The organism is Hoeflea sp. Naph1 (assembly GCF_046837775.1).
GTDB lineage: Bacteria > Pseudomonadota > Alphaproteobacteria > Rhizobiales > Rhizobiaceae > Hoeflea.
Genome location: NZ_CP177286.1, coordinates 2,927,371 through 2,948,443, shown reverse-complemented (window position 1 = coordinate 2,948,443; position 21,073 = coordinate 2,927,371). Strand labels below are relative to the sequence as shown.

Below are 21,073 nucleotides of genomic sequence, written 5' to 3'. Positions count from 1 at the left end.
TGCAAAATCCGCGTCACGGGTTTGATTTAGCCAGCCGTCCGTGCCAAAAGCGCGACGAAGCCATTTGCCCAGGAGAGCACTGTGAAACCCGATGAAATCGTCAAGCTGAACGCCTATTTCAAACGTCTTTTCAACGAGAAAATGGTGATCAAGGCACGGCCGCGCAAGGACGATTCGGCGGAAGTGTATCTTGGCGACGAGTTCCTCGGCATCGTGTTCCGTGACGACGAGGACGGCGATCTTTCCTATAATTTCTCGATGGCAATCCTCGATGTGGACCTCGAAGACTGATTCCTGCCGCGCTCGGACACACCTGTTCGAACGCACAGGTTGACGTGTCTTACGGAACTGTATCCGGCAGGGCATTATCTCGGAGGACATTCTTGGCCCGGTCTTGGGTCAAGAGCCGACCGATGCCGTGCGCGAACGGGATTTGCGCCGGCTACCCGTTTCTTCCCTAAATTAAGATCTTGATGTGGTTTGGTTTGTTCCAGAACCCGCGCGATGCAAATCAGTGGGCCAGCGCGGCCTCGAAGCGGGCGCGGACATCGCGTTCGATTTCGCGCCAATGCGGCAGCAACTCAATGGCGAAGCGATAGGTCACCGACAACCCTTCCCCGAGCGAAATGTCGCGCTGGCAGCCGGTCCGAGTGCTGAAATCAGGTTGGGTCTGTGCATCCTCGACCAGGCAGCGAACGGCGTAGGGATTGTCCGTAACGGCATGTTCAACATACAGCAGTTCGTTGGCATAGCCGGCGCCGGATCTGAGCCGCATCGAATCAAGCCCGCTTGGCCCCGCCACGCGATGGCCGTCAGTCAGGCGTTGGTATATTGGGTTCAGCCGGCCGGACATGTCGCGTGACATGGTGGCCTGTGTAATGCGTGCAAATATCAGGCTTGCGGCCGAATCGGTCTGGTTGAAAATGGCGCGGTTGGCTTCGGTGTATCCGGCCATGCCTGGCCATGCGAAATAGGTGTCGACTACGTTCTGTACGCCGGACACTCGCTGGCTTTCAAAGCGGATCACATTTGCCGGCAAGATGAGCACGTCGTTGCCGATGACGATCTCGCGCAGGCTTTGATCCGTGGTGTTGCCGGCAAGGGCGATGGTGCCGCCGACCATTCTGCCGGTGATGGCGATGGCAAGCGTGACGGCGCATAAGAGGCCGATGATGGCCGTAACCTTCCAGACAAATTTCGGTGACAGCAACGGAGCGTGTTCAATGGCTTGATAGGTGTCGGACATCGGCCGCCCATGGATTGGTGAACATGTGTCGGAATGGAACGCCGCAGTGCGGCACGGCGCTTGCTTCTGTTGGATATAATCGCAACTGTGACCCGGATATGGTTAATCAATGATGTACATTTTCGACATCCTCACCGCACTGTTTGCCATGGCGACCGGATTTGCCGTCTCGTGGATCGGACTTGAGCTTGCGCTGTTGTGTGGGTGGCGCGAACCGGTCAATGCCAGTGACCCGGCCGGTCCGGTGCGGATCGGCGCGGAAATGACCCTGGCGGCCGTGGTTGGCCCCTGGCTATTGCTGATCAACGGGTTTCGTAACTGGCGTACCGGTACTGTTTCGCTGCCGCTTTATGCGGTGTTGGCCCTGATCGCCATTGGTTGGTCGATGTGCTCGGGCGTCGTCGTGCTACAGGCGGCGTTTGCGAGCGGCTATTTTCTGGCCTAAACACGAGACTTAGTCTTTGCCGCGGGCTGGCTCGAGGGGCGGTCGGGCAAAGACATCGAAATGCGCTTACGGGGTAAAACAATGGCGATTTACAGTCTCGATGGTAAACAGCCGGCCTTGCCGGAAGGGTTTTACTTCATAGCGGAGAATGCCCAAGTGATTGGTGACGTGATCCTGGGCGAGGGTGCCGGGATCTGGTTTGGCGCGGTGCTGCGCGGTGACAATGAACCGATAACAGTGGGCGCCGGGTCAAACATCCAGGAAAACTGCGTGTTGCACACCGATATTGGGTTTCCGCTGCAGATCGGCGTAGGCTGCACCATCGGCCACTCGGCGATCCTGCATGGCTGCACGATTGGTGACAACAGTCTGGTCGGCATGGGTGCAACCGTTCTCAACGGCGCCAGGATTGGCAAGAACTGCCTGATCGGCGCCGGCGCGCTGGTGACCGAAGGCAAGGAGATCCCCGACAATTCGCTTGTTGTAGGTGCGCCAGCCCGTGTTGTTAGGACGCTGGATGGGGAGGCTGAGAAAATGCTCAAACTGTCCGCAAGCCACTATGTCGAAAACGCCCGGCGATTCGCCGACGGCCTCAAACGCATCGACTGAAAAAAGAGAGCCGACCCCGGGGGACTATGGGGTCGGCTCAAGGGCTTGGTCGTTTGCGGGGAAGCATGGGGACTCGACCAAGGCCCATCTGGTGGAGCAGCGTGTGTGTTATCGATGCACATCGACCGCTTCCGGATTTTCGAAATGAAGCACCTTGCATCGCGTGAGCCAGGGATTGGCTTTCGGCAGGTGGTCTCGCCAACCGCTCAGGGGCACCCTCGAGCGATTGGCAGTGTGGTGATTGTCCGGTCGGCCCCGCGCCGTTTCATCCGGATCACCAGATCAGTATTTGACAGTACCGACGCTAGTTGCTGAGCCGGGTCCGAGCTTGGTCCAGCGCCCGGCATGAACCGGCGACTGACGCTTGACGAAGGTGTAGCCGCTTTCCGACCATAGCCGCACGTCACCGCGCAGATTGTCGAGAATGTAGTCACCGTAATCGGTTCGCACGGTTAGCACTGCGTGGCCTTCGCCGCTGGGCTGCAGCACGACGGTAATCAGCAGGTCGGATGGCGAAAAGCCTTGCTTGATCAGGATAAGCCGCTTGAGCAGCGCATAATCCTCGCAGTCACCAACGGTCCGCGGGTAGGACCACAGTTCCTCGACGCCGTTGATGTTGAGATCCGTATCGGGCTCGATAGCCTGGTTGACACGTGTGTTGACCTCAAGCATTTGCGCCCAGCGCTCACGGGTCAGGGTAAGCGGACCTGGATCGTTGCCGAGCGACTTGCAATCGTTTGGATAGCGCTTGCAGAACTCGAAATGCCCGATTGGCGGATTGGTGTCGCCGGCCGCTACAAGATTGGCAGGCGCCGCGACGGCGGTGGTTGAAAAAGTGACTGCCAGACCAATGGCCGCGACAATGTTCCCCAGAACATGAATATGTTTGTTCACTGCTATAACTCCCCGTTACAGGGAGACAATGTCAGTTACGACTTGCTATCGACCAAAAATATACAGTAAAAACAAGCACTAATTAAACTCGAATGCGCATAAAATGAGCTTAAAACAAGTATAAAATACGCCTAAAAGTGCAGGCGTTGTAGTTACGTTTGCGAAACCATAATTGTGGCCGGCAACAACGACAAGCAAGGTCCCCCGGGCGAGGCCCAACCTGATCAGGCGGGCCGCTTTTGCAAGTGAAGTAGATCAAGCAGGGGGGTGATGTCGGAACGGATCGCCATGCCACAAGGCTGGAGGCACAAAAAAGCCGGCTGGGAAAAGCCGGCTTGGTCATTTCAGACTGGATGAAAAGCTTCAGGACAACTGATTGATGATTTCCTCGGGCTGAATGGTGGTGAATTCCATCGCAATGCCCTCCTGGAAATGACGCACCACGCGGCCGCGCATGTTGCCGAGAACGACCATGGTACCGAAGGCCGGGCGGACGTCGATTTCCACTGCTGCGCCCGAGACGGAAAGATCGATGATGCGGCAAGGGTAGCGGCGGCCGTCGTCAAGCCTGATCTCCGCAGACGATTGGCTGGGAGCCACGCGCTCGTGACGGCGGTCTTCGGGAAGGCTGAGTTCGTGTTTGTTGGCGAGCCATGTCAGCTGCGCGGAAAGCTTGTCGCGCTTGCGATCGGTGGCGTTGAGGATAATTGTGAAGGTGCGGTGCCCGGTTGCCGAAACCTTGCCCTCGATCCGTCCGAGATAATCAAGATAGGCGACAATACGTTCACCGATTTCCGGCTTTGTACTGCAGGAAATTACCGCATCGAAGGGGGACATGGTGTCGACGATACAATCATGCTCCGAATGATCGGCGCGCATGAACCGCCCTTGGACCGATATGGTGACGCTATTGTACTGCCGCTCGTCGGGGTCGGTCATTCCGGTTGGGTGCGGTGCAGGTGTAACGTTCAACATGCTGATATTGTCGCTTCCGATGTAAATTCCTCCACATCCTATGCCGGTCCTTATTAACAAGGTGTAAGCACAACGCAGTTCAATCGCGGCGACCGCCATCCAGCACCACCAGATGTGCGACCCGCCGCTGATTTTGCGCGTGTGCGGCGCGGAATCCCGTGCCCTGTGCGGTGTCGAGCTTGATCTCCGGCCGATTGCCCAAAAACAACGGTTCGCGGGTTTGATCGAGGAAACGGATCCCGGTGGTGGAAAGGCCTGCAAGCGAATCGTGCCCGATCCAGTAGGGTGGTTCGAAGATCGACATCAGGCCGATCAGCCGGTCGTGCTCGCCAGTGGGGCCGGTAATCGGCAGCAGCAGCATTTCAGCGTGCAGCACGCGCCCGCCCTGGCTCAGGCCATCCAGTGACAAAACCGCGGGTGTGGTCCCGGTGGCGACGGCGGCACCGGTACGCCCGGCGTTGCGGATACCGTCGGGAAGCCAGAGTGCGGCAAAGGGGGTTGCCTTCAATTCTTTGCCATAGAGGGTACAGACCGCGGTGCCGGCGAGACGGAAAGACAGGCTCTCCTTGCCTGTAAGATCACAAATGAAGACGTGGGGGAGCAGGTTGCGAATATCGGCGGGTTCTATGTCGGTTCGGCTGGGTGCTGCGCGGCCGGCGCGTTTGGCTGTCCAGTAATCGAAGAGTTCGAGGCTGTTCTTGTGTCTCATGTCGATACCCACCATGCATGTTCGGTGTGCCTGCTGGTTGCCATCTGCTGCGTCATTTCGGAACAGTTTGGCCTGCCAGCCGGGTGCTGATGTTTACGAAGCGAGAACCATGCCAACGCGGCCCCGTTAAGGTTAACAAGGTCTTTCGATTGCGGTTGGCGGGTCGTCGTGGCACGTTAGGTCACAGCTTCACGAAGGGAATGTCCTTCAGCACAATTTTGGACGAGGGGGCTCGACCAAGCCGTTCGCACATTGCGAGCGGCTTTTTTTTTGCCCTGCGGACGGTTGCCAGTGTCAGGTGCCGGCTCTACTCATCGCACAGCGTGAGCATGCGCCAACGAGGATATGCCTTGATGACGAATTCAGCCCCCGAGATGAGAATACCGCCGCCGCCGCCGACACGGCAGCCGGTTTTCAACATGCCGAACGTGGTTTTGGCGATGCTGCTGGTGATGGTGGCAATCCAGGTGGGGCTCGATAGCTTGCTGCCGCGCGCGGCCATGCTTGAACTGGTTCTGCAGACGGCCTTCATTCCGGCGCGCTATGCGGCGGATGCTGCCGGGCAGGGCGGCGCCTATTACTGGTCTCCGATCACCTATTCACTGCTGCATGGGGGGTACACTCACCTTGCGCTGAACGGATTCTGGCTTGCTGCCTTCGGAACCGTTGTTGCGCGCCGGATCGGCTGGGTTCGCTTCCTGGTTTTCTGGCTGTTGAGCGCGGTGGCATCGGCGGCCTTGTTCCTTGCGTTTCACTGGGGCGATCAGACTATCATGATCGGCGCATCCGGTGTGGTGTCGGCGCTGATGGGGGCGGCCTCACGATTTGCCTTCGGCGATCATGGCTTTCGCCGCGATCGGGCGCATCTTAATCCGCGAAGCACAATCATCCAGTCGCTGGGAAACCGCACGGTGGCTGTATTCCTGGTGGTGTGGTTTGGTATCAACCTGTTGGCGGCGGTTGGATTCTCCTTTGGTCTCGCCGATTCGGCAATTGCCTGGGAAGCCCATGTCGGCGGCTTCCTGTTTGGCTTTCTCGGGTTTGCGCTTTTTGACCCGGTGGCCGACGCCTGAAACGAAATTACGCCATAATTACAATTATTTGCAGCTTGTGCGCGCGAATTTTCCGCTACCGCTATGCCAGAATAGGACACCTTTTTGCGCCAATTCGCAGGGTTGCAAACACCGGTGTTCCAGCGGATGATGATGATTGCATGTCACCCAGATTTTGGGGGTGGCATGACCGGCAATCTTGCGGAAGGAGGACTGCATGACTGTTAAGCAAATACTCGACCAAAAGGGTCGCAATGTCATTACCGTGAGCCCGTCGATGGGAACACTGGAAGCGGTGAAGTTCCTGTCAGACAACAAGATCGGTGCCGTGATTGTCACCGGTTCGGGCGGCAAGGTCGCCGGCATTCTCTCCGAACGCGACATCGTGCGTGCGGTTGCCACCAAAGGCGCCGATTCGCTGAATTCGCCGATTTCCCAAATCATGACCTCCAAGGTGACGACTTGCGGTGAAAGCCACTCGATCAATCAGGTGATGGAATTGATGACCAATGGCCGGTTCCGGCATTTGCCGGTGGAAGAAGACGGCAAGCTGGTCGGCATCATTTCGATTGGTGACGTGGTGCGGCGGCGCATCGAGGACGTCGAGCGCGAAGCTGAGGAAATCAAGGCCTATATTGCCGGTTGACAGCAGCTGCCCGATAGCAACTCCATCAGATGATCTGCTTGATAGCCGGGTTGAGCCCGGCTGTCAGATTGGTGACAAGGCTGTCTGCATGCGGGTGATTTCAGCGAGCTTGGCAGATGCTTCCTGATAGCCGCGGTCGATGGCTTCGCTGGCGCGGTGGAATTCCGACAGGCCGATATCTGACAGTTTCGGATGGAGTGAGAGATCCGGCGGATCACCGGCAAGCCGCGCCCGGGAAATACGGTCTTGAATGATGTTGAAGGCCTGAACCATGACGTTGGTGACGCCAAGACGGTCTTCGCGGGCCTTCTTGCGGTTTTCCGCGCGGCTTTGCGGTACTGGCGGCGGGCTGGCCGTGTGCTTGATCACCGCCGAGCGTCCATAAAGATCGTAATGCAGGTTGACCGCAACGACGAGCGGCTGTTCGTGGGCGCGGCAGACAGAGACCGGCACAGGATTGACCAGCGCACCGTCGAGAAGCGTGCGGTTGCCGCAGCGCACCGGCTCGAAAATGCCCGGCAGCGCATAAGATGCGCGAATGCCGGTGATCAGCGATCCCGACGAAATCCAGACTTCATGGCCGGTGTTAAGTTCGGCAGCGACCGCGACAAAGGTTCGGTCCAGATCCTCGATGTTGACGCCGACGAGATGCTCCTGCATCCGGTCATTGAGGCGCATGCCGCCAAAAAGGCCGCCGCCGCCAATGGCAAAATCCAGCAGGCCGGCAATGCGCCGCATGGTCAGGCTACGTGCAAAAGCCTCCAGCTCATCGAGCCGGCCGGCCAGGTAGCAGCCACCAACCAGCGCGCCAATTGACGTGCCGGCAATCATCGAGACCTCTACTCCGGCTTCATCAAGGGCGCGCAGCACGCCAATATGCGCCCAACCGCGCGCAGCTCCGCCACCAAGTGCCAAGGCGATGCGGGGTTTCTGCGGAATTTTCTGGTGCATATCATCGATTAGTGTCGGGGACGTAGGGACTGGCCCGGCTGGGGCCACCAGGGAAGGCTCAATGGTTCGGCTCATGTTCCAGTTCAGCATCCTCGTCATCCTTCCGACCGAACACTCTCCCGTTTAACGAATGAGACCAGTATTCGGTTTCAAATTCATGAAGAAAGACAATTATGCACCAAACCGGGACACATGTGGCTAATGATCTGTATAGACCGTGGTCGGGTCAAACCGCGGCGCGGCGTCGATTTCAAGCCGCGTTTGCCCGCCATTGGTGACGACCTTGCGATAAAAGCAGGAACGGCGACCGGTATGGCAGGTTGCTTCGGCGCCGCTGACACGAACCTTAAGCAGAACCGCGTCCTGATCGCAATCAACCCGGATTTCATCGACCATCTGCAAATTGCCCGAGGTCTCACCCTTTTTCCAAAGGCTGTTGCGCGATCGGCTCCAGTAGTGGGCAATGCCGGTTTCGATCGTCAGCCGCAACGCCTCGTCATTCATGTGCGCAAGCATCAGAATTTCGTTGTCGCGGCTGTCGGTGACGACGGCGGTGACCAGACCGTTACCGTCAAATCGCGGCGAAAGCACCGCGCCCTCTTCGAGCGCGGCCTTGTCTTTGGCGGGTGTCTCAAAAAGATTGGCCATGGTTCCCCTCTTGGGGTCAGCCGCGACCCCGTATCAGTGTCATGAAGCGGACCTGCTCATGCGGGTCCGTCTTGAATGCGCCCTTAAAGGCGGTGGTAATGGTTGTCGAGCCCTGTTTCTGAACGCCGCGCATGGACATGCACATGTGCTCGGCTTCGATCATCACCGCCACACCACGTGGATGCAAGGCATCATCGATGGCGCCCGCGACCTGCGCGGTCATGGTTTCCTGGGTTTGCAGCCGACGGCCGAAAATCTCCACAACGCGGGCGATCTTCGACAGACCAAGCACCTTGCCATTGGGCAGGTAGGCGACATGCGCCTTGCCGATGATCGGCACCATATGGTGTTCGCAATGGGAGAAAAACGGAATATCCTTGACCAGGACGATGTCGTCATAGCCGGCGACTTCCTCGAAGGTGCGGCCCAGCGCTTCCTCAGGATCCAGATCGTATCCGGAAAAGAGTTCCTTGTAGGCATTGGCCACCCGTTTGGGCGTGTCGATAAGGCCTTCGCGGTTAATGTCGTCGCCTGCCCAGCGCAACAGCGTCCGCACAGCCTCTTCGGCTTCAGCCTGGGTCGGTCGATTATCGCCGTCGCCGGCCGGAAAGTTTTTCACAATGGCATCCATGATCGTGGTCTCCGTAGGGGAGTCTTTCCCTCTAGGTTTGCTCGCGTTAAATCGGACCACGCACACAGACACCAGGATGGATTTGCTCCATAGCATCCAGCGGGTTCCGGGGCTTTCAGGCTTTTTCAAGCCGTCCGGCACGGTTTCCCTCGGCAATCTGCAAACAGGTTTTGCGGATTGCCTGACACTCACTATATAATAAGGAAAAGCCCGGCGTCGAGATGGGCGCCGTCAACTCTTGTCACATCCCCTTGAGCGGGATCAAGAAAGCAAAGGTCGAGGCTGATGATCGACGACGTCTACAATACACGTATACTGGATCTGGCCGGCAACATTCCGCGCATCGGTACTCTCGAAAATGCCGATGCAGAAGCCTCGGCGCATTCGAAATTGTGCGGATCGAAGGTCAAGGTCTGGCTGAAAATGGACGGCGATCTGGTCTCCGATTTCGCCCATGACGTCAAGGCCTGTGCCTTGGGCCAGGCGTCATCGTCGATCATGGCGCGCAATATCATTGGCGCCAGTGCGGCTGAACTGCGCGCTGTAAGCGAAGCCATGCGCAACATGCTCAAGGAAAACGGCCCGGCGCCGGAAGGCCGGTTCGCAGACCTGAAATTTCTCGAGCCGGTCCGCGATTACAGGGCGCGGCACGCTTCGACCATGCTGACATTCGATGCGGTAGTTGATTGCCTCAATCAGATCGACGCCCGGCGTTCGGCTGAAGACGCGGCTTGATGGCAAATGTCGCAGCCGGCCGGAACTGGCGCGGGCCGTGGCGGAAAACACCGGGACGGCTTTTGGGTGTGGGGCTAGTCCGGCTCTATCAGCTCACCCTGTCCGGCTTCATCGGCAATTCGTGCCGGCATCTGCCGACCTGTTCCGAATATGCCTATGAAGCGATTGCCCGCCACGGGCTGTGGAAGGGCGGCTGGCTTGCCTTTTTCCGGGTCGGACGTTGCGGTCCGGGCGGCACCCACGGCATCGACAATGTGCCTGAAACGCTTGATACGCGGCTGGTTTGGTGGGCTCCGTGGCGGTTGAGGCGTATCGGAGGCCGAGATCATTGTTGAGGCTCAGTTTCGGAAACATATCCAGGCACCCCAGAAAAGGCTGGAAAAGAAGCGTTTTGGCGCCCCGAACCCGGTTTCGGTCATCAACGTGAAAACGGCCTCTTCAGACGGCAAGGGATCGGCGCCGTTGAGGATGGTACCAAGCTTGTTCCTGACTTCCACTGGGGTTGCGCCATTCATGCGCCAACGGTTACCCCAAGCAGCCATCATCAACGGATCGGAATCGTAAGCGTGGTGATTGGCCGCAAGAATCAACGGTGCGCCGGGCTTCAGCCTGATGGCCAAATCGGAGAGCATCCCGCGCTTGGCAACGTCGCCAGGCAGATGATGCAGTACGCCGATCAGTGTTGCAGCGTCGAATTGGCGTTCGTGTTCGAGGTCAGCCAATAGGCCGGGCACAAATTCGGTGCGGCCAGCAAGGCCCGCCGTCTCGATTTGCGACTTGGCCAGTTCGAGCATCGGCGGGGAGGGATCGACGGCGACGAAACGCCAGCCGGGTTCGAGCCGGCCTGCATTGATGATCTCGTTGCCGGTGCCGCCTGCGCCAGCCACCAGGACGGTGGCGGTGCTGGCTTGGCCGAGAGCTGCCGACAGCATGCAGGCGGCAAGTTCGTGGCAAGCCTCATAGCCGGCCAGGCCAATGCGGCTTTGACGGGCGAATTCGTTTGCACGGGTGGGGTCGAACTTGGCGGCGCTGGTCCCGTTCATTGAGGGCTCCATATTTGAACACCCGAAAGCATACCTTTCAGAGCTTTGGGCTCAAGCTATCTGTCTACGAGATTCATCGTGTTTGCGGCAACCCTCTTGCGGCTGTTGGTGCGGTCCGGGTTGCTCGCACCGGCCAAATCGCGTAAATGCCGCGGTGCACACACCACATACTCAACCACCCGCGTTCGTTGGCGGGACTGGATCAAGGAGAGACTGCCATGGCATCCGCCGTATCCCTTACTTTTCCCGATGGCTCCAAGCGCGAATACCCGGACGGCACGACCGGCCGCGAGGTGGCCGAATCGATTTCCAAGTCGCTGGCCAAGAAAGCCGTAGCGATTGCGCTTGATGGCGAACTCACCGATCTCAGCGATCCGGTCCGCGATGGTGCGCTTGAAATCATCACCCGCACCGATCCGCGTGCGCTGGAACTGATCCGGCATGACGCCGCCCATGTGATGGCAGAAGCGGTGCAAGAGCTGTTTCCTGGCACGCAAGTCACCATTGGCCCAGTGATCGAGAACGGGTTCTACTACGATTTCGCCAAGAGCGAGCCGTTCACGCCGGAAGACTTGCCGGTGATCGAGAAAAAGATGAAAGAGATCATCGCCCGCAACAAGCCCTTCACCAAGGAGGTCTGGTCGCGCGACGAAGCCAGGCGCGTGTTCGAGGACAAGGGTGAGGCCTACAAGGTTGAACTGATTGAATCGATCAAGTCTGACGAGGACCTGAAGATCTACCGTCAGGGCGACTGGTTTGACATGTGCCGCGGTCCACACATGGTTTCGACTGGGCAGATTGGCACCGCCTTCAAACTGATGAAGGTCGCGGGCGCCTATTGGCGTGGCGATTCCAACAACACGATGCTGACGCGTATTTACGGCACGGCCTGGGCTGACCAGGCTGAACTCGACGCCTATCTGCACATGCTTGAGGAAGCCGAAAAGCGTGACCATCGCCGCCTTGGCCGTGAGATGGACCTGTTCCATTTCCAGGAAGAGGGGCCGGGCGTCGTATTCTGGCATTCCAAGGGCTGGCGCATGTTCCAGAATCTGGTGGCCTATATGCGTCGTCGGCTGGATCGCGACTACGAAGAGGTCAATGCGCCGCAGATCCTCGACAAGAGCCTGTGGGAGACTTCCGGGCACTGGGGTTGGTATCAGGAGAACATGTTCGCGGTGAAATCCGCCCATGCCTTCACTCATCCTGACGACGAGGAAGCCGACAACCGCATCTTCGCGCTCAAGCCGATGAACTGCCCCGGCCATGTGCAGATTTTCAAGCACGGGCTCAAATCCTATCGCGATCTTCCGCTGCGGCTGGCCGAATTCGGCAATGTCCACCGGTACGAGCCGTCGGGTGCGCTGCACGGGCTGATGCGGGTGCGCGCGTTCACGCAGGATGATGCGCACGTGTTCTGCACCGAGGATCAACTGGAAGCGGAAATCCTCAAGATCAACGATCTGATGATGTCGGTGTACCGTGATTTCGGTTTCGAGGAAGTCGTCGTCAAGCTCGCCACGCGTCCGGAAAAGCGGGTCGGGACCGATGCCATGTGGGACCACGCCGAGGACATCCTCAAAAGCGCGCTGGGACGTATGGCGCGTGAGGACAATCGCATCAAGACTGGCATCAACGAGGGCGAGGGGACGTTCTACGGACCCAAGTTCGAATACACCCTGCGCGACGCGATCGGCCGTGAATGGCAGTGCGGCACGACCCAGGTCGATTTCAATCTGCCCGAACGGTTCGGTGCGTTTTATATCGGTCCGGATTCGGAGAAGAAACAGCCGGTGATGATCCACCGGGCGATCTGCGGGTCACTCGAGCGGTTTCTCGGCATTCTGATCGAAAGCCATGCCGGCCACATGCCGCTTTGGTTCGCGCCGCTGCAGGTGGTGGTCGCGACCATTACCTCGGAGGCCGATGAGTATGCCGAACAGGTTGCCCAGCGGTTGCGCGATGCCGGGCTGCAGGTGGAAACCGACTGCCGCAACGAGAAGATCAACTACAAGGTCCGCGAGCATTCGCTGGCCAAGGTGCCGGTGATCCTGGTTTGTGGCATGCGCGAAGCCGAAGAGCAGTCCGTCAACATGCGCCGGCTCGGGAGCCGCGATCAGGTGTCCATGACGCTGGCGGAAGCGGAAATGCAACTGGTGCAAGAAGCTACCCCGCCCGACGTGCTGCGCCGGCAAGCCGACAGGGCAAGCCGGGCCGTATGAACCATCAAATCGACGCGATGCCTGAACTGGCATCGCGTCGTGGTTGCGGCGAATTACCGCAGAGCTGATTGAAAAATACGGATGTCCGGGTGTCCAGGACACCAAGGGGCGTACCCCGGCGGCTGCGTTGGTGCTACTGGAGCAGCACTTCGACGTCCGAGTTGCGTCCGGCGACAACCGTGAATTCACGCTGGAAGACCCTGGTTTTATTGCGGGCGATGGCCGTGTAATCGCCCTCGGCTAGGATGATGGTCGGGAACGCGCCAACGCTCTCCGACACCGTGTCACCACCAGAACTGAGAATCGACCAGGCCGTGTCGGCGATGGCTTCGCCGCCGGCTTCGGCAACCAGCTTGAGCGTCAGTTGGGCGGCGCGATGCTGGATCACGGCTTCAGTAAGCTTGCCCGCCTCCACCCTTATGTCGGAACGGATCACCGCATTGACGCCGCCATATTCGGAAACGATGTGATAGGTGCCGGCGTTGAGCCTGACGATGGTGTTAGCTTCGACATCCTTGAGCACCAATTGCTGCTCGCCATCAAGCCCTTCTTCGGCTTTGAAAATGTTGAACCGCAATTGTTTGGGTGGAATGCGCATGTCGATCCCCGACACCGCATTGAGCACCAGGCCGCCGGCTTCCAGCACCAGGCGCTGCGTTTCGAGGGGGCCGTCGCGCGGAATGGTGAGCTTTTTTGTCACGCCGGCGCGGCCGAACGCCACGTGGATGAAGTAATCTCCCGGCTCGAATTCGAACTCCGCCGTTCCGCCCGTGGCGGTAGCAAGCAGCGGCAACTTGCCATCGGGGCCAGGGACCGGATGAAAGATACGCCAGGTCAGGCCGTGTTCGAGCGGATCACCGTTTTCGGTAAGCAATGCCTGCATCCGCACGGTGCGCCCGAGTGCAGCATCGGTGCTGGCGGCATCCGCAGGCGCATACTGGCTCAGGCCCGGCAGTGCGATATCGGGATTGGCGGTATCGCCAAATGCGTCCTGCGCTGCGGCCATGCCTGGCAGCAGAATCAGCGACAGTGTGCAGAGGAGGGCGATAGACAGTCTGTTCATACGGTCCGGTCCGGTTGACTTCCGGGATGTGAGGGGTCACTTGAAACCCAATGCCATGGCGAATTCATGGCCGATCTCGATCAAACCTGAATGCACGAGGAAGACATGCCGGTCAATGCTGCCCTTAAGTCCTATCTGGAAACCCGCCGGTCGACGCCCGCCCTTCAGATGAGTGAACCGGGCCCTTCGCGGCCGGAAATCATGGAAATGCTCAAATTGGCGAGCCGGGTGCCCGATCATGGCAAGCTGGCGCCTTGGCGTTTCGTGGTTTACGCGGGGGGCGAACGCGAGCGGATTTCGCAGGAACTCGCCGAGGTGGCGATGGCGCGCAAGCCGGACATGACGGACGAGATGATTGCGGTCGAAAAGACCCGCCTGACCCGCGCGCCGGTGGTTATTGCGGTGGTGTCGCGGGCGGCCCCGCATGTCAAGATTCCGGAATGGGAACAGGTTTTAAGCGCTGGTGCGGTCTGCCTCAACCTGTCGATGGCAGCGCAAGCGCTGGGCTACGGGTCTAGTTGGTTGACCGAATGGTTTGCCTTTGACGAGAGCGTTTTTCCGTTGCTCGGCATCAAGCCCGGTGAAAAGGTCGCCGGCTTTATCCATATCGGCACTCCGAAGTTGTATCCGGGTGAACGGGCGCGTCCGGACCTTGCCGATATTGTCAGCTTTGCGGGTGAATGAGCACGATGTTTTACGAAACGCGGGACAATTTGCACGGTCTGCCGCATGACCCGTTCAAGGCAATTGTCTCGCCCCGGCCGATTGGCTGGATTGGCACCAGGGGCGCCGACGGATCCGTCAATCTGGCGCCCTATTCCTATTTCAATGCGATCTCGGACAATCCGAAAATGGTGATGTTTTCGTCGTCCGGGCGCAAGGATACATTGCGCAACGTCGAGGAAACCAGGGTGTTCACCACAAGCATGGTGAGCCGGAACCTGGCGGAGAAAATGAATCTGACATCAGCCAGTTTGCCCCATGGCGAGAGTGAATTCGATTTTGCCGAACTGACGATGCAGACCGGTAGGCTGGTCGACGCGCCCTATGTCGGCGAAGCCTGCGCGGCGCTGGAATGCCGGGTCACCGAGATTTTCGAGGCCAAGGCGTTGGACGGGGCGCCGAGCGGCTCGTTTGTCGTCATCGGCCAGGTGCTGGGTATCCATATCGACGAAGCCGCCCTCAAGGATGGCCGGCTCGACATGGCAAGTGTCGCGCCGGTGGCACGGCTTGGCTATATGGATTACGCAGACGCTGCCGAAACCTTCGAGATGGTGCGTCCGCAGCGACTAAACGACCGTCGCTAAGCGGTCTAGAGATTCGACGCCTCGTCAAGCGGCGTCTCGGTGAGTCCGGCGCGCCGCACCACTCGTTCTGCCTGCCGCAGATGCGGCATGTCGATCATCTTGCCGTCAAGCGAGAGCACGCCGGCATCAGGTCCAGCGGCAGCAAACAACGCCAGGATGCGGACCGCGCGTTCAACATCTGCGGGCGCCGGAGTAAACGCGGCATTGATGACAGCGACCTGGCCGGGGTGGATTGCCATCTTGCCGGAAAAGCCGTCGCGGACTGCGGCGCGGCATTCGGCATCAAGACCATCCATGTCCCGGAAATCGGTAAACACCGTGTCGATTGCATCGACGCCCGAATGCGCAGCAGCAAGGAGCGTCAGGCTGCGTGCCATCCGGAAAACATCCGTATAGCGACCAGTTTCATCCTTGTTGGTGGCGGCGCCGATATCGGCCGCGAGATCTTCCGCACCCCAGGCCAGCGCCGACAGCCGGGCGGATTTTGCTGCGAAACTGGCAACATTCAGCATTCCAGCTGCGGTTTCCGTCATCAGTGCGTGGACCGGAATGGCGCCTTCGGGCAGGCCTGCCTTGGCTTCTTCGACTGCGATCCGCGCGCTGAAATCCTGGATGTCGGCGCCGGAATTTGCCTTTGGCAACAGCACTGCATCTGGGCGAGCGGCAATCACAGCCGAAAGGTCGTCATCGGTCAGGCCGGTGTCGAGAGCGTTGACCCGGACGATCAGGCGCGGGGCCGGGGGCTGTCTTTCGGCGTTGGCCAGATAGGTTGCCACCATCTGCCGGGCTTCCGGCTTGCGTGAAACGGCGACCGAATCCTCAAGATCGAGGATCAGCGCGTCGGCACCAGCGCTGGCGGCCTTTTCCATCTTGCGTTCCGAATCGCCTGGGACGAACAGCAGCGATCGCATCATGAGTTCGGCCGCTTGCGCATCATCGCCTGGCGTACGCAACGCGCCACCAGCTTGTCGTGCTGGTTGAAAGCCTGGTGCTCGAGTTCGACAATGCCGCGATCGGGCTTGGACCTGGATTCGCGCACCGACACGACTGTCGTTTCCACCCGCACGGTGTCGCCGTGAAACAGCGGGTTGGGGAAGGTCACGTCGCTCATCCCGAGATTGGCGATGGTGGTGCCGACGGTGGTGTCGTTGACCGAAATGCCGATCATCAGGCCCAGGGTGAACAGCGAATTGACCAGCGGCTGGCCGAATTCAGTGGTCTTGCAGAATTCATAATCGATATGCAGCGGCTGCGGATTGAGCGTCATGTTGGAAAACAACATGTTGTCCATCTCGGTTACCGTGCGCCGCAGTGTGTGCGAAATCACCGCGCCCGTTTCAAACTCTTCAAGATACATCCCGCGCATCGCGTTCTCCTCACCCTGGCTCGTGCCCCATCTAAATGCCGCGTTCCCCGGATGGGCGCAAGTGGGCCTGGAGCGCAACTCCGGCGGTTAACAAAGATGGTGAACCGAACGTAAACCATTTCGCTCTAGCTTGTGCCTATTGGTATCGAGTGGGATTGAGGCCGTCATGATCGTAAAGTCATTTTTGAAGTGGTCGGAAACTGCCAGCACCAGCGAGCGGTGTCGCGCCACCAAGGCTTTGACGCAGGCCTATGCCGAGGGCCACATGGACCCATCCGAGCGCAACGCGGCCGAAGCCGCACTGTCATTTTTGCTTGAGGATCCCTCACCAAAGGTGCGGTTGGCATTGGCCGAAGGCCTTGCCACCGTCGAGCATGCGCCGCGCAGCATTGTTGTCGCACTGGCCGCTGATCAGCTCGAAGTTGCGGGCCGGATCATTGCGCTGTCGCCGGTGCTGGGTGACAGCGATCTGATCGAGATTGTCGCAAGCGGACGCTCCTCGCTTCAGCAGTTTGTGGCGTTCCGGCGTGAAGTGTCGGTATCGGTGGCTGCGGCGTTGGCCGAGGTTGGAACCGCAAGAGCCGTCGCCGACATGTTGGATAATCCGCAGGTTTCGGTGGCGCGGATCTCGGTGCGGCGCATTGCAGAAAGGTTCGGTGATGATGCCGAAATCCGCAGCAGGCTGTTTGATCGAGCCGATCTGCCTTGCGATGTTCGCCAGCAATTGGTCGAGCGGCTGGGTGCTGCGCTTGCCGGATCGAACTTCATCCGTTCGGCGATTGGTGGCAGCCGAGGGCGCAAGGTCACCGAGGAAGCCTGCCTGAGTGCAACTTTGCGGCTCGCAGAAACAGTGGTTCAGGATGAAATTCCGGCGCTGGTCGAGCACCTGCGCATGTCAGGGCGGCTGACACCTGCGTTCCTGATGCACACATTGTGTGCTGGCAATGTCGATTTCTTTGCCGCCGCTGTGGTGTCGCTGTCAGGTATCTCCGACAGCCGTGTGCGCGGCATTCTGGTGGACGGGCGGGAAGCGGCAATGCGGGCACTCTACCGGTCGATCGGGCTCGACAGGGAACTGGCGCCGGTGTTTGTCACGGCGACCTTGTTGTGGCGGGCGGCGTCACGTCGTTCGGGCGGCATGGACACGGGCAGGGTTTCGAGCGAGCTGATGAGCCGCCACGCAGCCGATGCACAACGCCAGCCGGCAGTTGCCGATCTGTTGCGGCTGGTCGAATCTCTGCACCTGATCTGGCATCGCCAGGCCTCACGCGATTACGCCCACGCACTGGCGGCAGAGGCCGCCTGACCGGACAACGGGCCGCGCCGCTTGTCAACGCGTGGTTTGCCGGGCCTGATCCCGAGGCCCGGTGCCCCCGGATAATGACTGCCTAAATGTCGAGATTGTCGGCGAAGGCCGCGTGCTCCTGAATGAAGCGGAAGCGGGCGTCGGCCTTGGTTCCCATCAGATTATCCACCGTTTCGCGGGTCGATTCAGGATCAGTGATGTCGACGGCGACCTTCAGCAAGGTCCGCTTGGAAGGATCCATGGTGGTTTCCTTGAGCTGCGCCGGCAGCATCTCGCCCAGACCCTTGAACCGGTTGATCTCGACCTTGCCGCGGCCGGTGAACTCGGTTTCCATCAGTTCGACCCGGTGCGCGTCGTCGCGGGCATAGAACGATTTCGCCCCCTGGGTGAGCTTGTAGAGCGGCGGCACCGCCAGATAGAGATGACCCTGGCGGACCAGTTCCGGCATTTCCTGATAGAAGAAGGTGATCAGCAGTGAGGCGATATGGGCGCCGTCGACATCGGCATCGGTCATGATGATGATGCGGTCGTAGCGCAGGTCTTCCTCGCGGTATTTCGATCCCGTGCCGCAGCCCAGCGCCTGGATCAGGTCGCCGATCTGCTGGTTGGCGCCGAGTTTTTCGCGTCCGGCGCTGGCGACGTTGAGGATCTTGCCGCGCAGCGGCAAAATCGCCTGGTTGGAGCGATTGCGGGCCTGCTTTGCCGAGCCGCCAGCCGAATCGCCCTCGACGATGAACAATTCTGCCCCCGCAGCGGTGGTCTGGCTGCAGTCGGAAAGTTTTCCAGGAAGCCGCAACTTGCGCACCGCGGTCTTGCGGTTGACTTCCTTCTCCTTGCGTCGGCGCAAGCGCTCTTCGGCGCGGTCGATCACCCATTCGAGCAGCTTGTCGGCCTCGGCCGGCGAATCGGCCAGGAAATGGTCGAACGGATCGCGCAGCGCATTTTCGACGATGCGGTGCGCCTCGACGGTCGCCAGCTTGTCCTTGGTCTGCCCGACGAATTCCGGCTCGCGGATGAACACCGAAAGCATGCCGATCGACGAGATCATCACGTCGTCAGTGGTGATCGAGGCGGCGCGCTTGTTGCCGGTCAGTTCGGCATAGGCCTTCAGCCCCTTGGTCAGGGCGATCCGCAGACCGGCTTCATGGGTGCCGCCGTCGGGTGTCGGGATGGTATTGCAATACGAACTGATCGAGGTGTCGCCACCATACCAGGTGATCGCCCATTCCATCGATCCATGGCCGCCCGGACGCTCGGTCTTGCCGGCAAAAATATCGCGGGTGACCCGGTGTTCCTTGCCGAGCGTGGATTCGAGATAGTCCTTGAGCCCGCCGGGGAAATGAAACACGGCCTTTTCCGGGATCTCTGTGCCTTCAACCAGGGAAGCGGCACAGACCCAGCGGATTTCGACACCGCCAAACAGGAAGGCCTTTGACCTTGCCATGCGGTAGAGCCGGCCCGGATCGAAACGGGCAGCGGCGCCGAAAATCTCGGGGTCGGGATGAAACCGGACCTTGGTGCCGCGGCGATTGTGGATCTCGCCCAGTTCTTCGAGCCCGCCTTGCGGAATGCCGCGCGAGAATGTCTGCCGATAGAGCCGGCGATTACGGGCAATCTCGACCACGAGATCATCGGAAAGCGCATTGACCACCGATACGCCGACGCCATGCAGCCCGCCGGAGGTTTCATAGACCTTGCTGTCGAACTTGCCGCCCGCATGCAGCACGGTCATGATCACTTCGAGCGTCGATTTGCCGGGAAATTTGGGGTGGTTTTCCACCGGGATACCGCGGCCATTGTCGGTTACTGAAAGATAGCCCTCTGCATCCAGCTCGACTTCGATGAAATTGGCATGGCCGGCCACGGCTTCGTCCATCGAGTTGTCGATAACCTCGGCAAAAAGATGGTGCAGCGCGCGTTCGTCGGTCCCGCCAATATACATTCCGGGCCGGCGCCGCACCGGCTCGAGGCCTTCGAGAACCTCGATCGCGGAGGCGTCGTAATCATCGCCGCTGGCGGGCGCGCCCTGTTTGGAGGCAGCAACGCGCGCAGGTTTGGCCGCTGGCGGTTGGGATGCCTGCGGCGGGGTATTGTCTGCCTTTGGCTCCCGGTTTGGCGCCGGGGTGGCCATTGCTGCAAAAAGATCGTTGGAATCGTCCATATCGTGGTCGAGCCTAGTGTAGATTTGGGATGCGAATCAGCCGGAGTGTGCCAGAATCCTAGCTTTCAAGCGACCATGTACCATGTGCTTAGATGCTTTGCGCGCTGTTGTTCGTCACAGTTCTGTCGTGCTGGCAATCGCGATTGTGCTCGGCAGTTTGCCGCAGACGTCTGCTGCGGCGCTGGAACTCAAAGGCCACAAGGACCGGCTGTTTGCCTATCCGGGGATCCTGACGATGGCCAAGGACGGCTCCTACATGGTGGTCGACTACGACAAGGTGCGCGATATCCACCGTCGTGATATCGAGCCGGAACGCCGTGTGCGTTCGTCTTACGTGTCGCTCAAGGTGAACCGGTTGAGCCGGGTTGCCGAACATCAGGCCAATGGCCGGACCATCGAAACCGGCCTGACCGGTGATCTGGCCGCCGCGCGCTTTGCGGTCATCTTCGTCCATGGCCGCGGTGGCGATCAGCGGCTCGGGATGAACGATTACACCTTTGGTGGCAATTTCAACCGGCTCAAGAACCTGGTGGTCGGCAATGGCGGTGCCTATCTGGCACCCACCGTGCAGAGTTTTGACGATCAGGGCGCGGGTGATGTCAAGGCGCTGGTGCTTGCCGGGCGTGCGCCGGTGGTGCTGGCCTGCGCGTCGATGGGCTCGATCATCTGCGCCAAGCTGGCCAATGATCCCGTGGTGGTGCCGCGTCTGGCCGGTATCGCACTGCTGGGCGGCGCGCCTGATATGGGGATCGCCGGCAGTGCGGCAGTGAAGGCCAAACTGCCGATTGTCTTTACTCATGGCAGCGACGACGGCGTTTATGCGTGGGGCGACCAGAAAGCGGTGTTTGACAAGGTGCGATCCACCAGCAAGGGATACAGGGCACGGTTCGTGCTGTTTAACACCGGCTCGCATGGCACTCCGATCCGCATGACCGACTGGAAGCAGACGCTGGAGTTTCTGCTCAGCCGCTGACTGCCAACGTAGATGCATTCTTTCAGGCTTTACCCTGCAATTGAATGGGTGCGGGTCACATTGGGTCGGCTTTCGCGGGCGAATGAATCAC

24 protein-coding genes are annotated in these 21,073 nt (G+C 59.6%); 12 read left to right on the top strand and 12 right to left on the bottom strand.

The features are described 5' to 3' along the window. Window positions 1-81: 81 nt before the first annotated feature. On the top strand, window positions 82-291 hold the full coding sequence (locus ACK6D9_RS14165) for a DUF3126 family protein (RefSeq protein WP_267652638.1): 210 nt from the start codon (window positions 82-84) through the stop codon (window positions 289-291). Window positions 292-511: 220 nt separating this feature from the next. Here ACK6D9_RS14165 and ACK6D9_RS14160 read toward each other — a convergent pair whose 3' ends face one another. After that, window positions 512-1,246 carry a hypothetical protein gene (locus ACK6D9_RS14160; RefSeq protein WP_412048998.1) on the bottom strand — a complete coding sequence of 245 codons (735 nt, stop codon included), beginning with the start codon at window positions 1,244-1,246 and terminating at the stop codon, window positions 512-514. 109 nt (window positions 1,247-1,355) lie between these two features. On the opposite strand from ACK6D9_RS14160, the gene ACK6D9_RS14155 reads away from it, so the two are divergent. Continuing rightward, window positions 1,356-1,691 carry a DUF6949 family protein gene (locus ACK6D9_RS14155; RefSeq protein WP_322988529.1) on the top strand — a complete coding sequence of 112 codons (336 nt, stop codon included), beginning with the start codon at window positions 1,356-1,358 and terminating at the stop codon, window positions 1,689-1,691. A gap of 81 nt (window positions 1,692-1,772) precedes the next feature. Beyond that, window positions 1,773-2,300, top strand: coding sequence for a gamma carbonic anhydrase family protein (locus ACK6D9_RS14150; RefSeq protein WP_412048997.1), 528 nt, complete (start codon window positions 1,773-1,775; stop codon window positions 2,298-2,300). 282 nt (window positions 2,301-2,582) lie between these two features. On the opposite strand, the gene ACK6D9_RS14145 is transcribed toward ACK6D9_RS14150, so the two are convergent. From ACK6D9_RS14145 to ACK6D9_RS14135, 3 genes are all read right to left on the bottom strand, one after another. Continuing rightward, window positions 2,583-3,194 (bottom strand): transglutaminase-like cysteine peptidase, encoded by a 612-nt coding sequence (locus ACK6D9_RS14145; protein ID WP_412048996.1) that lies wholly within the window; start codon window positions 3,192-3,194, stop codon window positions 2,583-2,585. Window positions 3,195-3,557: 363 nt separating this feature from the next. Beyond that, window positions 3,558-4,169: a PilZ domain-containing protein gene (locus ACK6D9_RS14140; RefSeq protein WP_322988531.1), complete on the bottom strand. Its 612-nt coding sequence runs from the start codon at window positions 4,167-4,169 to the stop codon at window positions 3,558-3,560. A gap of 79 nt (window positions 4,170-4,248) precedes the next feature. Continuing rightward, on the bottom strand, window positions 4,249-4,878 hold the full coding sequence (locus tag ACK6D9_RS14135) for a PAS domain-containing protein (protein WP_412048995.1): 630 nt from the start codon (window positions 4,876-4,878) through the stop codon (window positions 4,249-4,251). Between the two features lie 17 nt (window positions 4,879-4,895). Here ACK6D9_RS14135 and ACK6D9_RS14130 point away from each other — a divergent pair, with 17 nt between their 5' ends. Both ACK6D9_RS14130 and ACK6D9_RS14125 read left to right on the top strand, forming a co-directional pair. After that, on the top strand, window positions 4,896-5,951 hold the full coding sequence (locus ACK6D9_RS14130) for a rhomboid family intramembrane serine protease (RefSeq protein ID WP_412048994.1): 1,056 nt from the start codon (window positions 4,896-4,898) through the stop codon (window positions 5,949-5,951). A gap of 196 nt (window positions 5,952-6,147) precedes the next feature. After that, window positions 6,148-6,576 carry a CBS domain-containing protein gene (locus ACK6D9_RS14125; protein ID WP_322988534.1) on the top strand — a complete coding sequence of 143 codons (429 nt, stop codon included), beginning with the start codon at window positions 6,148-6,150 and terminating at the stop codon, window positions 6,574-6,576. A gap of 63 nt (window positions 6,577-6,639) precedes the next feature. Here ACK6D9_RS14125 and ACK6D9_RS14120 read toward each other — a convergent pair whose 3' ends face one another. From ACK6D9_RS14120 to folE, 3 genes are all read right to left on the bottom strand, one after another. Then, entirely contained in the window at window positions 6,640-7,617 is a 978-nt protein-coding gene (locus tag ACK6D9_RS14120) for a patatin-like phospholipase family protein (protein WP_322988535.1), read from the bottom strand. Window positions 7,618-7,725: 108 nt separating this feature from the next. Further along, window positions 7,726-8,175 (bottom strand): phosphoribosyl-AMP cyclohydrolase, encoded by a 450-nt coding sequence (gene hisI, locus ACK6D9_RS14115; protein WP_412048993.1) that lies wholly within the window; start codon window positions 8,173-8,175, stop codon window positions 7,726-7,728. Window positions 8,176-8,191: 16 nt separating this feature from the next. Next, window positions 8,192-8,806 carry a GTP cyclohydrolase I FolE gene (folE, locus tag ACK6D9_RS14110; protein ID WP_322988537.1) on the bottom strand — a complete coding sequence of 205 codons (615 nt, stop codon included), beginning with the start codon at window positions 8,804-8,806 and terminating at the stop codon, window positions 8,192-8,194. Window positions 8,807-9,091: 285 nt separating this feature from the next. Here folE and ACK6D9_RS14105 point away from each other — a divergent pair, with 285 nt between their 5' ends. Beyond that, window positions 9,092-9,541, top strand: a complete 450-nt coding sequence (locus tag ACK6D9_RS14105) for an iron-sulfur cluster assembly scaffold protein (protein ID WP_412048992.1) — start codon at window positions 9,092-9,094, stop codon at window positions 9,539-9,541. After that, window positions 9,541-9,876: a membrane protein insertion efficiency factor YidD gene (gene yidD / locus ACK6D9_RS14100; RefSeq protein WP_322988539.1), complete on the top strand. Its 336-nt coding sequence runs from the start codon at window positions 9,541-9,543 to the stop codon at window positions 9,874-9,876. The genes ACK6D9_RS14105 and yidD overlap by 1 nt, the downstream gene beginning before the upstream one ends. 3 nt (window positions 9,877-9,879) lie before the next feature. Here yidD and ACK6D9_RS14095 read toward each other — a convergent pair whose 3' ends face one another. Further along, window positions 9,880-10,584 (bottom strand): class I SAM-dependent methyltransferase, encoded by a 705-nt coding sequence (locus tag ACK6D9_RS14095; RefSeq protein ID WP_412048991.1) that lies wholly within the window; start codon window positions 10,582-10,584, stop codon window positions 9,880-9,882. A gap of 218 nt (window positions 10,585-10,802) precedes the next feature. Here ACK6D9_RS14095 and thrS point away from each other — a divergent pair, with 218 nt between their 5' ends. Next, window positions 10,803-12,806 carry a threonine--tRNA ligase gene (thrS, locus tag ACK6D9_RS14090; RefSeq protein WP_412048990.1) on the top strand — a complete coding sequence of 668 codons (2,004 nt, stop codon included), beginning with the start codon at window positions 10,803-10,805 and terminating at the stop codon, window positions 12,804-12,806. Between the two features lie 133 nt (window positions 12,807-12,939). Here the strand turns inward: thrS and ACK6D9_RS14085 are convergent, their stop codons facing one another. Continuing rightward, the gene (locus tag ACK6D9_RS14085; protein WP_412048989.1) at window positions 12,940-13,869 is read right to left on the bottom strand and encodes a hypothetical protein; all 930 of its coding nucleotides are present in this window, start codon (window positions 13,867-13,869) and stop codon (window positions 12,940-12,942) included. 105 nt (window positions 13,870-13,974) lie between these two features. Between ACK6D9_RS14085 and ACK6D9_RS14080 the strand changes: the two genes are divergently transcribed. Both ACK6D9_RS14080 and ACK6D9_RS14075 read left to right on the top strand, forming a co-directional pair. Further along, the gene (locus ACK6D9_RS14080) at window positions 13,975-14,553 is read left to right on the top strand and encodes a nitroreductase (protein WP_412051817.1); all 579 of its coding nucleotides are present in this window, start codon (window positions 13,975-13,977) and stop codon (window positions 14,551-14,553) included. A gap of 5 nt (window positions 14,554-14,558) precedes the next feature. Further along, complete coding sequence (locus ACK6D9_RS14075) at window positions 14,559-15,176, top strand: flavin reductase family protein (protein WP_322990975.1); 618 nt, start codon at window positions 14,559-14,561, stop codon at window positions 15,174-15,176. Window positions 15,177-15,181: 5 nt separating this feature from the next. Here ACK6D9_RS14075 and ACK6D9_RS14070 read toward each other — a convergent pair whose 3' ends face one another. Both ACK6D9_RS14070 and ACK6D9_RS14065 read right to left on the bottom strand, forming a co-directional pair. After that, on the bottom strand, window positions 15,182-16,087 hold the full coding sequence (locus tag ACK6D9_RS14070) for an HpcH/HpaI aldolase/citrate lyase family protein (RefSeq protein ID WP_412051816.1): 906 nt from the start codon (window positions 16,085-16,087) through the stop codon (window positions 15,182-15,184). After that, a complete protein-coding gene (locus tag ACK6D9_RS14065; protein ID WP_412048988.1) occupies window positions 16,087-16,542 on the bottom strand; it encodes a MaoC family dehydratase in 456 nt (151 codons plus the stop codon). Before ACK6D9_RS14065 ends, ACK6D9_RS14070 begins: the two co-directional genes overlap by 1 nt. Before the next feature lie 166 nt (window positions 16,543-16,708). Here ACK6D9_RS14065 and ACK6D9_RS14060 point away from each other — a divergent pair, with 166 nt between their 5' ends. Then, the gene (locus ACK6D9_RS14060) at window positions 16,709-17,848 is read left to right on the top strand and encodes a DUF2336 domain-containing protein (protein WP_412048987.1); all 1,140 of its coding nucleotides are present in this window, start codon (window positions 16,709-16,711) and stop codon (window positions 17,846-17,848) included. An 82-nt stretch (window positions 17,849-17,930) separates the two neighbouring features. On the opposite strand, the gene parE is transcribed toward ACK6D9_RS14060, so the two are convergent. Further along, complete coding sequence (gene parE, locus ACK6D9_RS14055) at window positions 17,931-20,009, bottom strand: DNA topoisomerase IV subunit B (RefSeq protein WP_412048986.1); 2,079 nt, start codon at window positions 20,007-20,009, stop codon at window positions 17,931-17,933. 82 nt (window positions 20,010-20,091) lie between these two features. Here parE and ACK6D9_RS14050 point away from each other — a divergent pair, with 82 nt between their 5' ends. Next, on the top strand, window positions 20,092-20,982 hold the full coding sequence (locus ACK6D9_RS14050) for an alpha/beta hydrolase (protein ID WP_412048985.1): 891 nt from the start codon (window positions 20,092-20,094) through the stop codon (window positions 20,980-20,982). Window positions 20,983-21,073 lie beyond the last annotated feature (91 nt).

What these genes read in the sequence shown, in the direction of transcription:
- ACK6D9_RS14050 (WP_412048985.1), top strand. Translation starts at nt 20,092, where the DNA reads ATGTGCTTAGATGCTTTGCGCGCTGTTGTTCGTCACAGTTCTGTCGTG.
- yidD (WP_322988539.1), top strand. Translation starts at nt 9,541, where the DNA reads ATGGCAAATGTCGCAGCCGGCCGGAACTGGCGCGGGCCGTGGCGGAAA.
- ACK6D9_RS14160 (WP_412048998.1), bottom strand. Translation starts at nt 1,246, where the DNA reads ATGTCCGACACCTATCAAGCCATTGAACACGCTCCGTTGCTGTCACCG.
- ACK6D9_RS14105 (WP_412048992.1), top strand. Translation starts at nt 9,092, where the DNA reads ATGATCGACGACGTCTACAATACACGTATACTGGATCTGGCCGGCAAC.
- ACK6D9_RS14085 (WP_412048989.1), bottom strand. Translation starts at nt 13,869, where the DNA reads ATGAACAGACTGTCTATCGCCCTCCTCTGCACACTGTCGCTGATTCTG.
- ACK6D9_RS14060 (WP_412048987.1), top strand. Translation starts at nt 16,709, where the DNA reads ATGATCGTAAAGTCATTTTTGAAGTGGTCGGAAACTGCCAGCACCAGC.
- ACK6D9_RS14065 (WP_412048988.1), bottom strand. Translation starts at nt 16,542, where the DNA reads ATGCGCGGGATGTATCTTGAAGAGTTTGAAACGGGCGCGGTGATTTCG.
- ACK6D9_RS14130 (WP_412048994.1), top strand. Translation starts at nt 4,896, where the DNA reads ATGTTCGGTGTGCCTGCTGGTTGCCATCTGCTGCGTCATTTCGGAACA.
- ACK6D9_RS14080 (WP_412051817.1), top strand. Translation starts at nt 13,975, where the DNA reads ATGCCGGTCAATGCTGCCCTTAAGTCCTATCTGGAAACCCGCCGGTCG.
- thrS (WP_412048990.1), top strand. Translation starts at nt 10,803, where the DNA reads ATGGCATCCGCCGTATCCCTTACTTTTCCCGATGGCTCCAAGCGCGAA.
- ACK6D9_RS14135 (WP_412048995.1), bottom strand. Translation starts at nt 4,878, where the DNA reads ATGAGACACAAGAACAGCCTCGAACTCTTCGATTACTGGACAGCCAAA.
- hisI (WP_412048993.1), bottom strand. Translation starts at nt 8,175, where the DNA reads ATGGCCAATCTTTTTGAGACACCCGCCAAAGACAAGGCCGCGCTCGAA.
- ACK6D9_RS14140 (WP_322988531.1), bottom strand. Translation starts at nt 4,169, where the DNA reads ATGTTGAACGTTACACCTGCACCGCACCCAACCGGAATGACCGACCCC.
- ACK6D9_RS14125 (WP_322988534.1), top strand. Translation starts at nt 6,148, where the DNA reads ATGACTGTTAAGCAAATACTCGACCAAAAGGGTCGCAATGTCATTACC.
- ACK6D9_RS14070 (WP_412051816.1), bottom strand. Translation starts at nt 16,087, where the DNA reads ATGCGATCGCTGCTGTTCGTCCCAGGCGATTCGGAACGCAAGATGGAA.
- ACK6D9_RS14095 (WP_412048991.1), bottom strand. Translation starts at nt 10,584, where the DNA reads ATGAACGGGACCAGCGCCGCCAAGTTCGACCCCACCCGTGCAAACGAA.
- ACK6D9_RS14120 (WP_322988535.1), bottom strand. Translation starts at nt 7,617, where the DNA reads ATGCTGAACTGGAACATGAGCCGAACCATTGAGCCTTCCCTGGTGGCC.
- ACK6D9_RS14155 (WP_322988529.1), top strand. Translation starts at nt 1,356, where the DNA reads ATGATGTACATTTTCGACATCCTCACCGCACTGTTTGCCATGGCGACC.
- folE (WP_322988537.1), bottom strand. Translation starts at nt 8,806, where the DNA reads ATGGATGCCATTGTGAAAAACTTTCCGGCCGGCGACGGCGATAATCGA.
- ACK6D9_RS14075 (WP_322990975.1), top strand. Translation starts at nt 14,559, where the DNA reads ATGTTTTACGAAACGCGGGACAATTTGCACGGTCTGCCGCATGACCCG.
- parE (WP_412048986.1), bottom strand. Translation starts at nt 20,009, where the DNA reads ATGGACGATTCCAACGATCTTTTTGCAGCAATGGCCACCCCGGCGCCA.
- ACK6D9_RS14150 (WP_412048997.1), top strand. Translation starts at nt 1,773, where the DNA reads ATGGCGATTTACAGTCTCGATGGTAAACAGCCGGCCTTGCCGGAAGGG.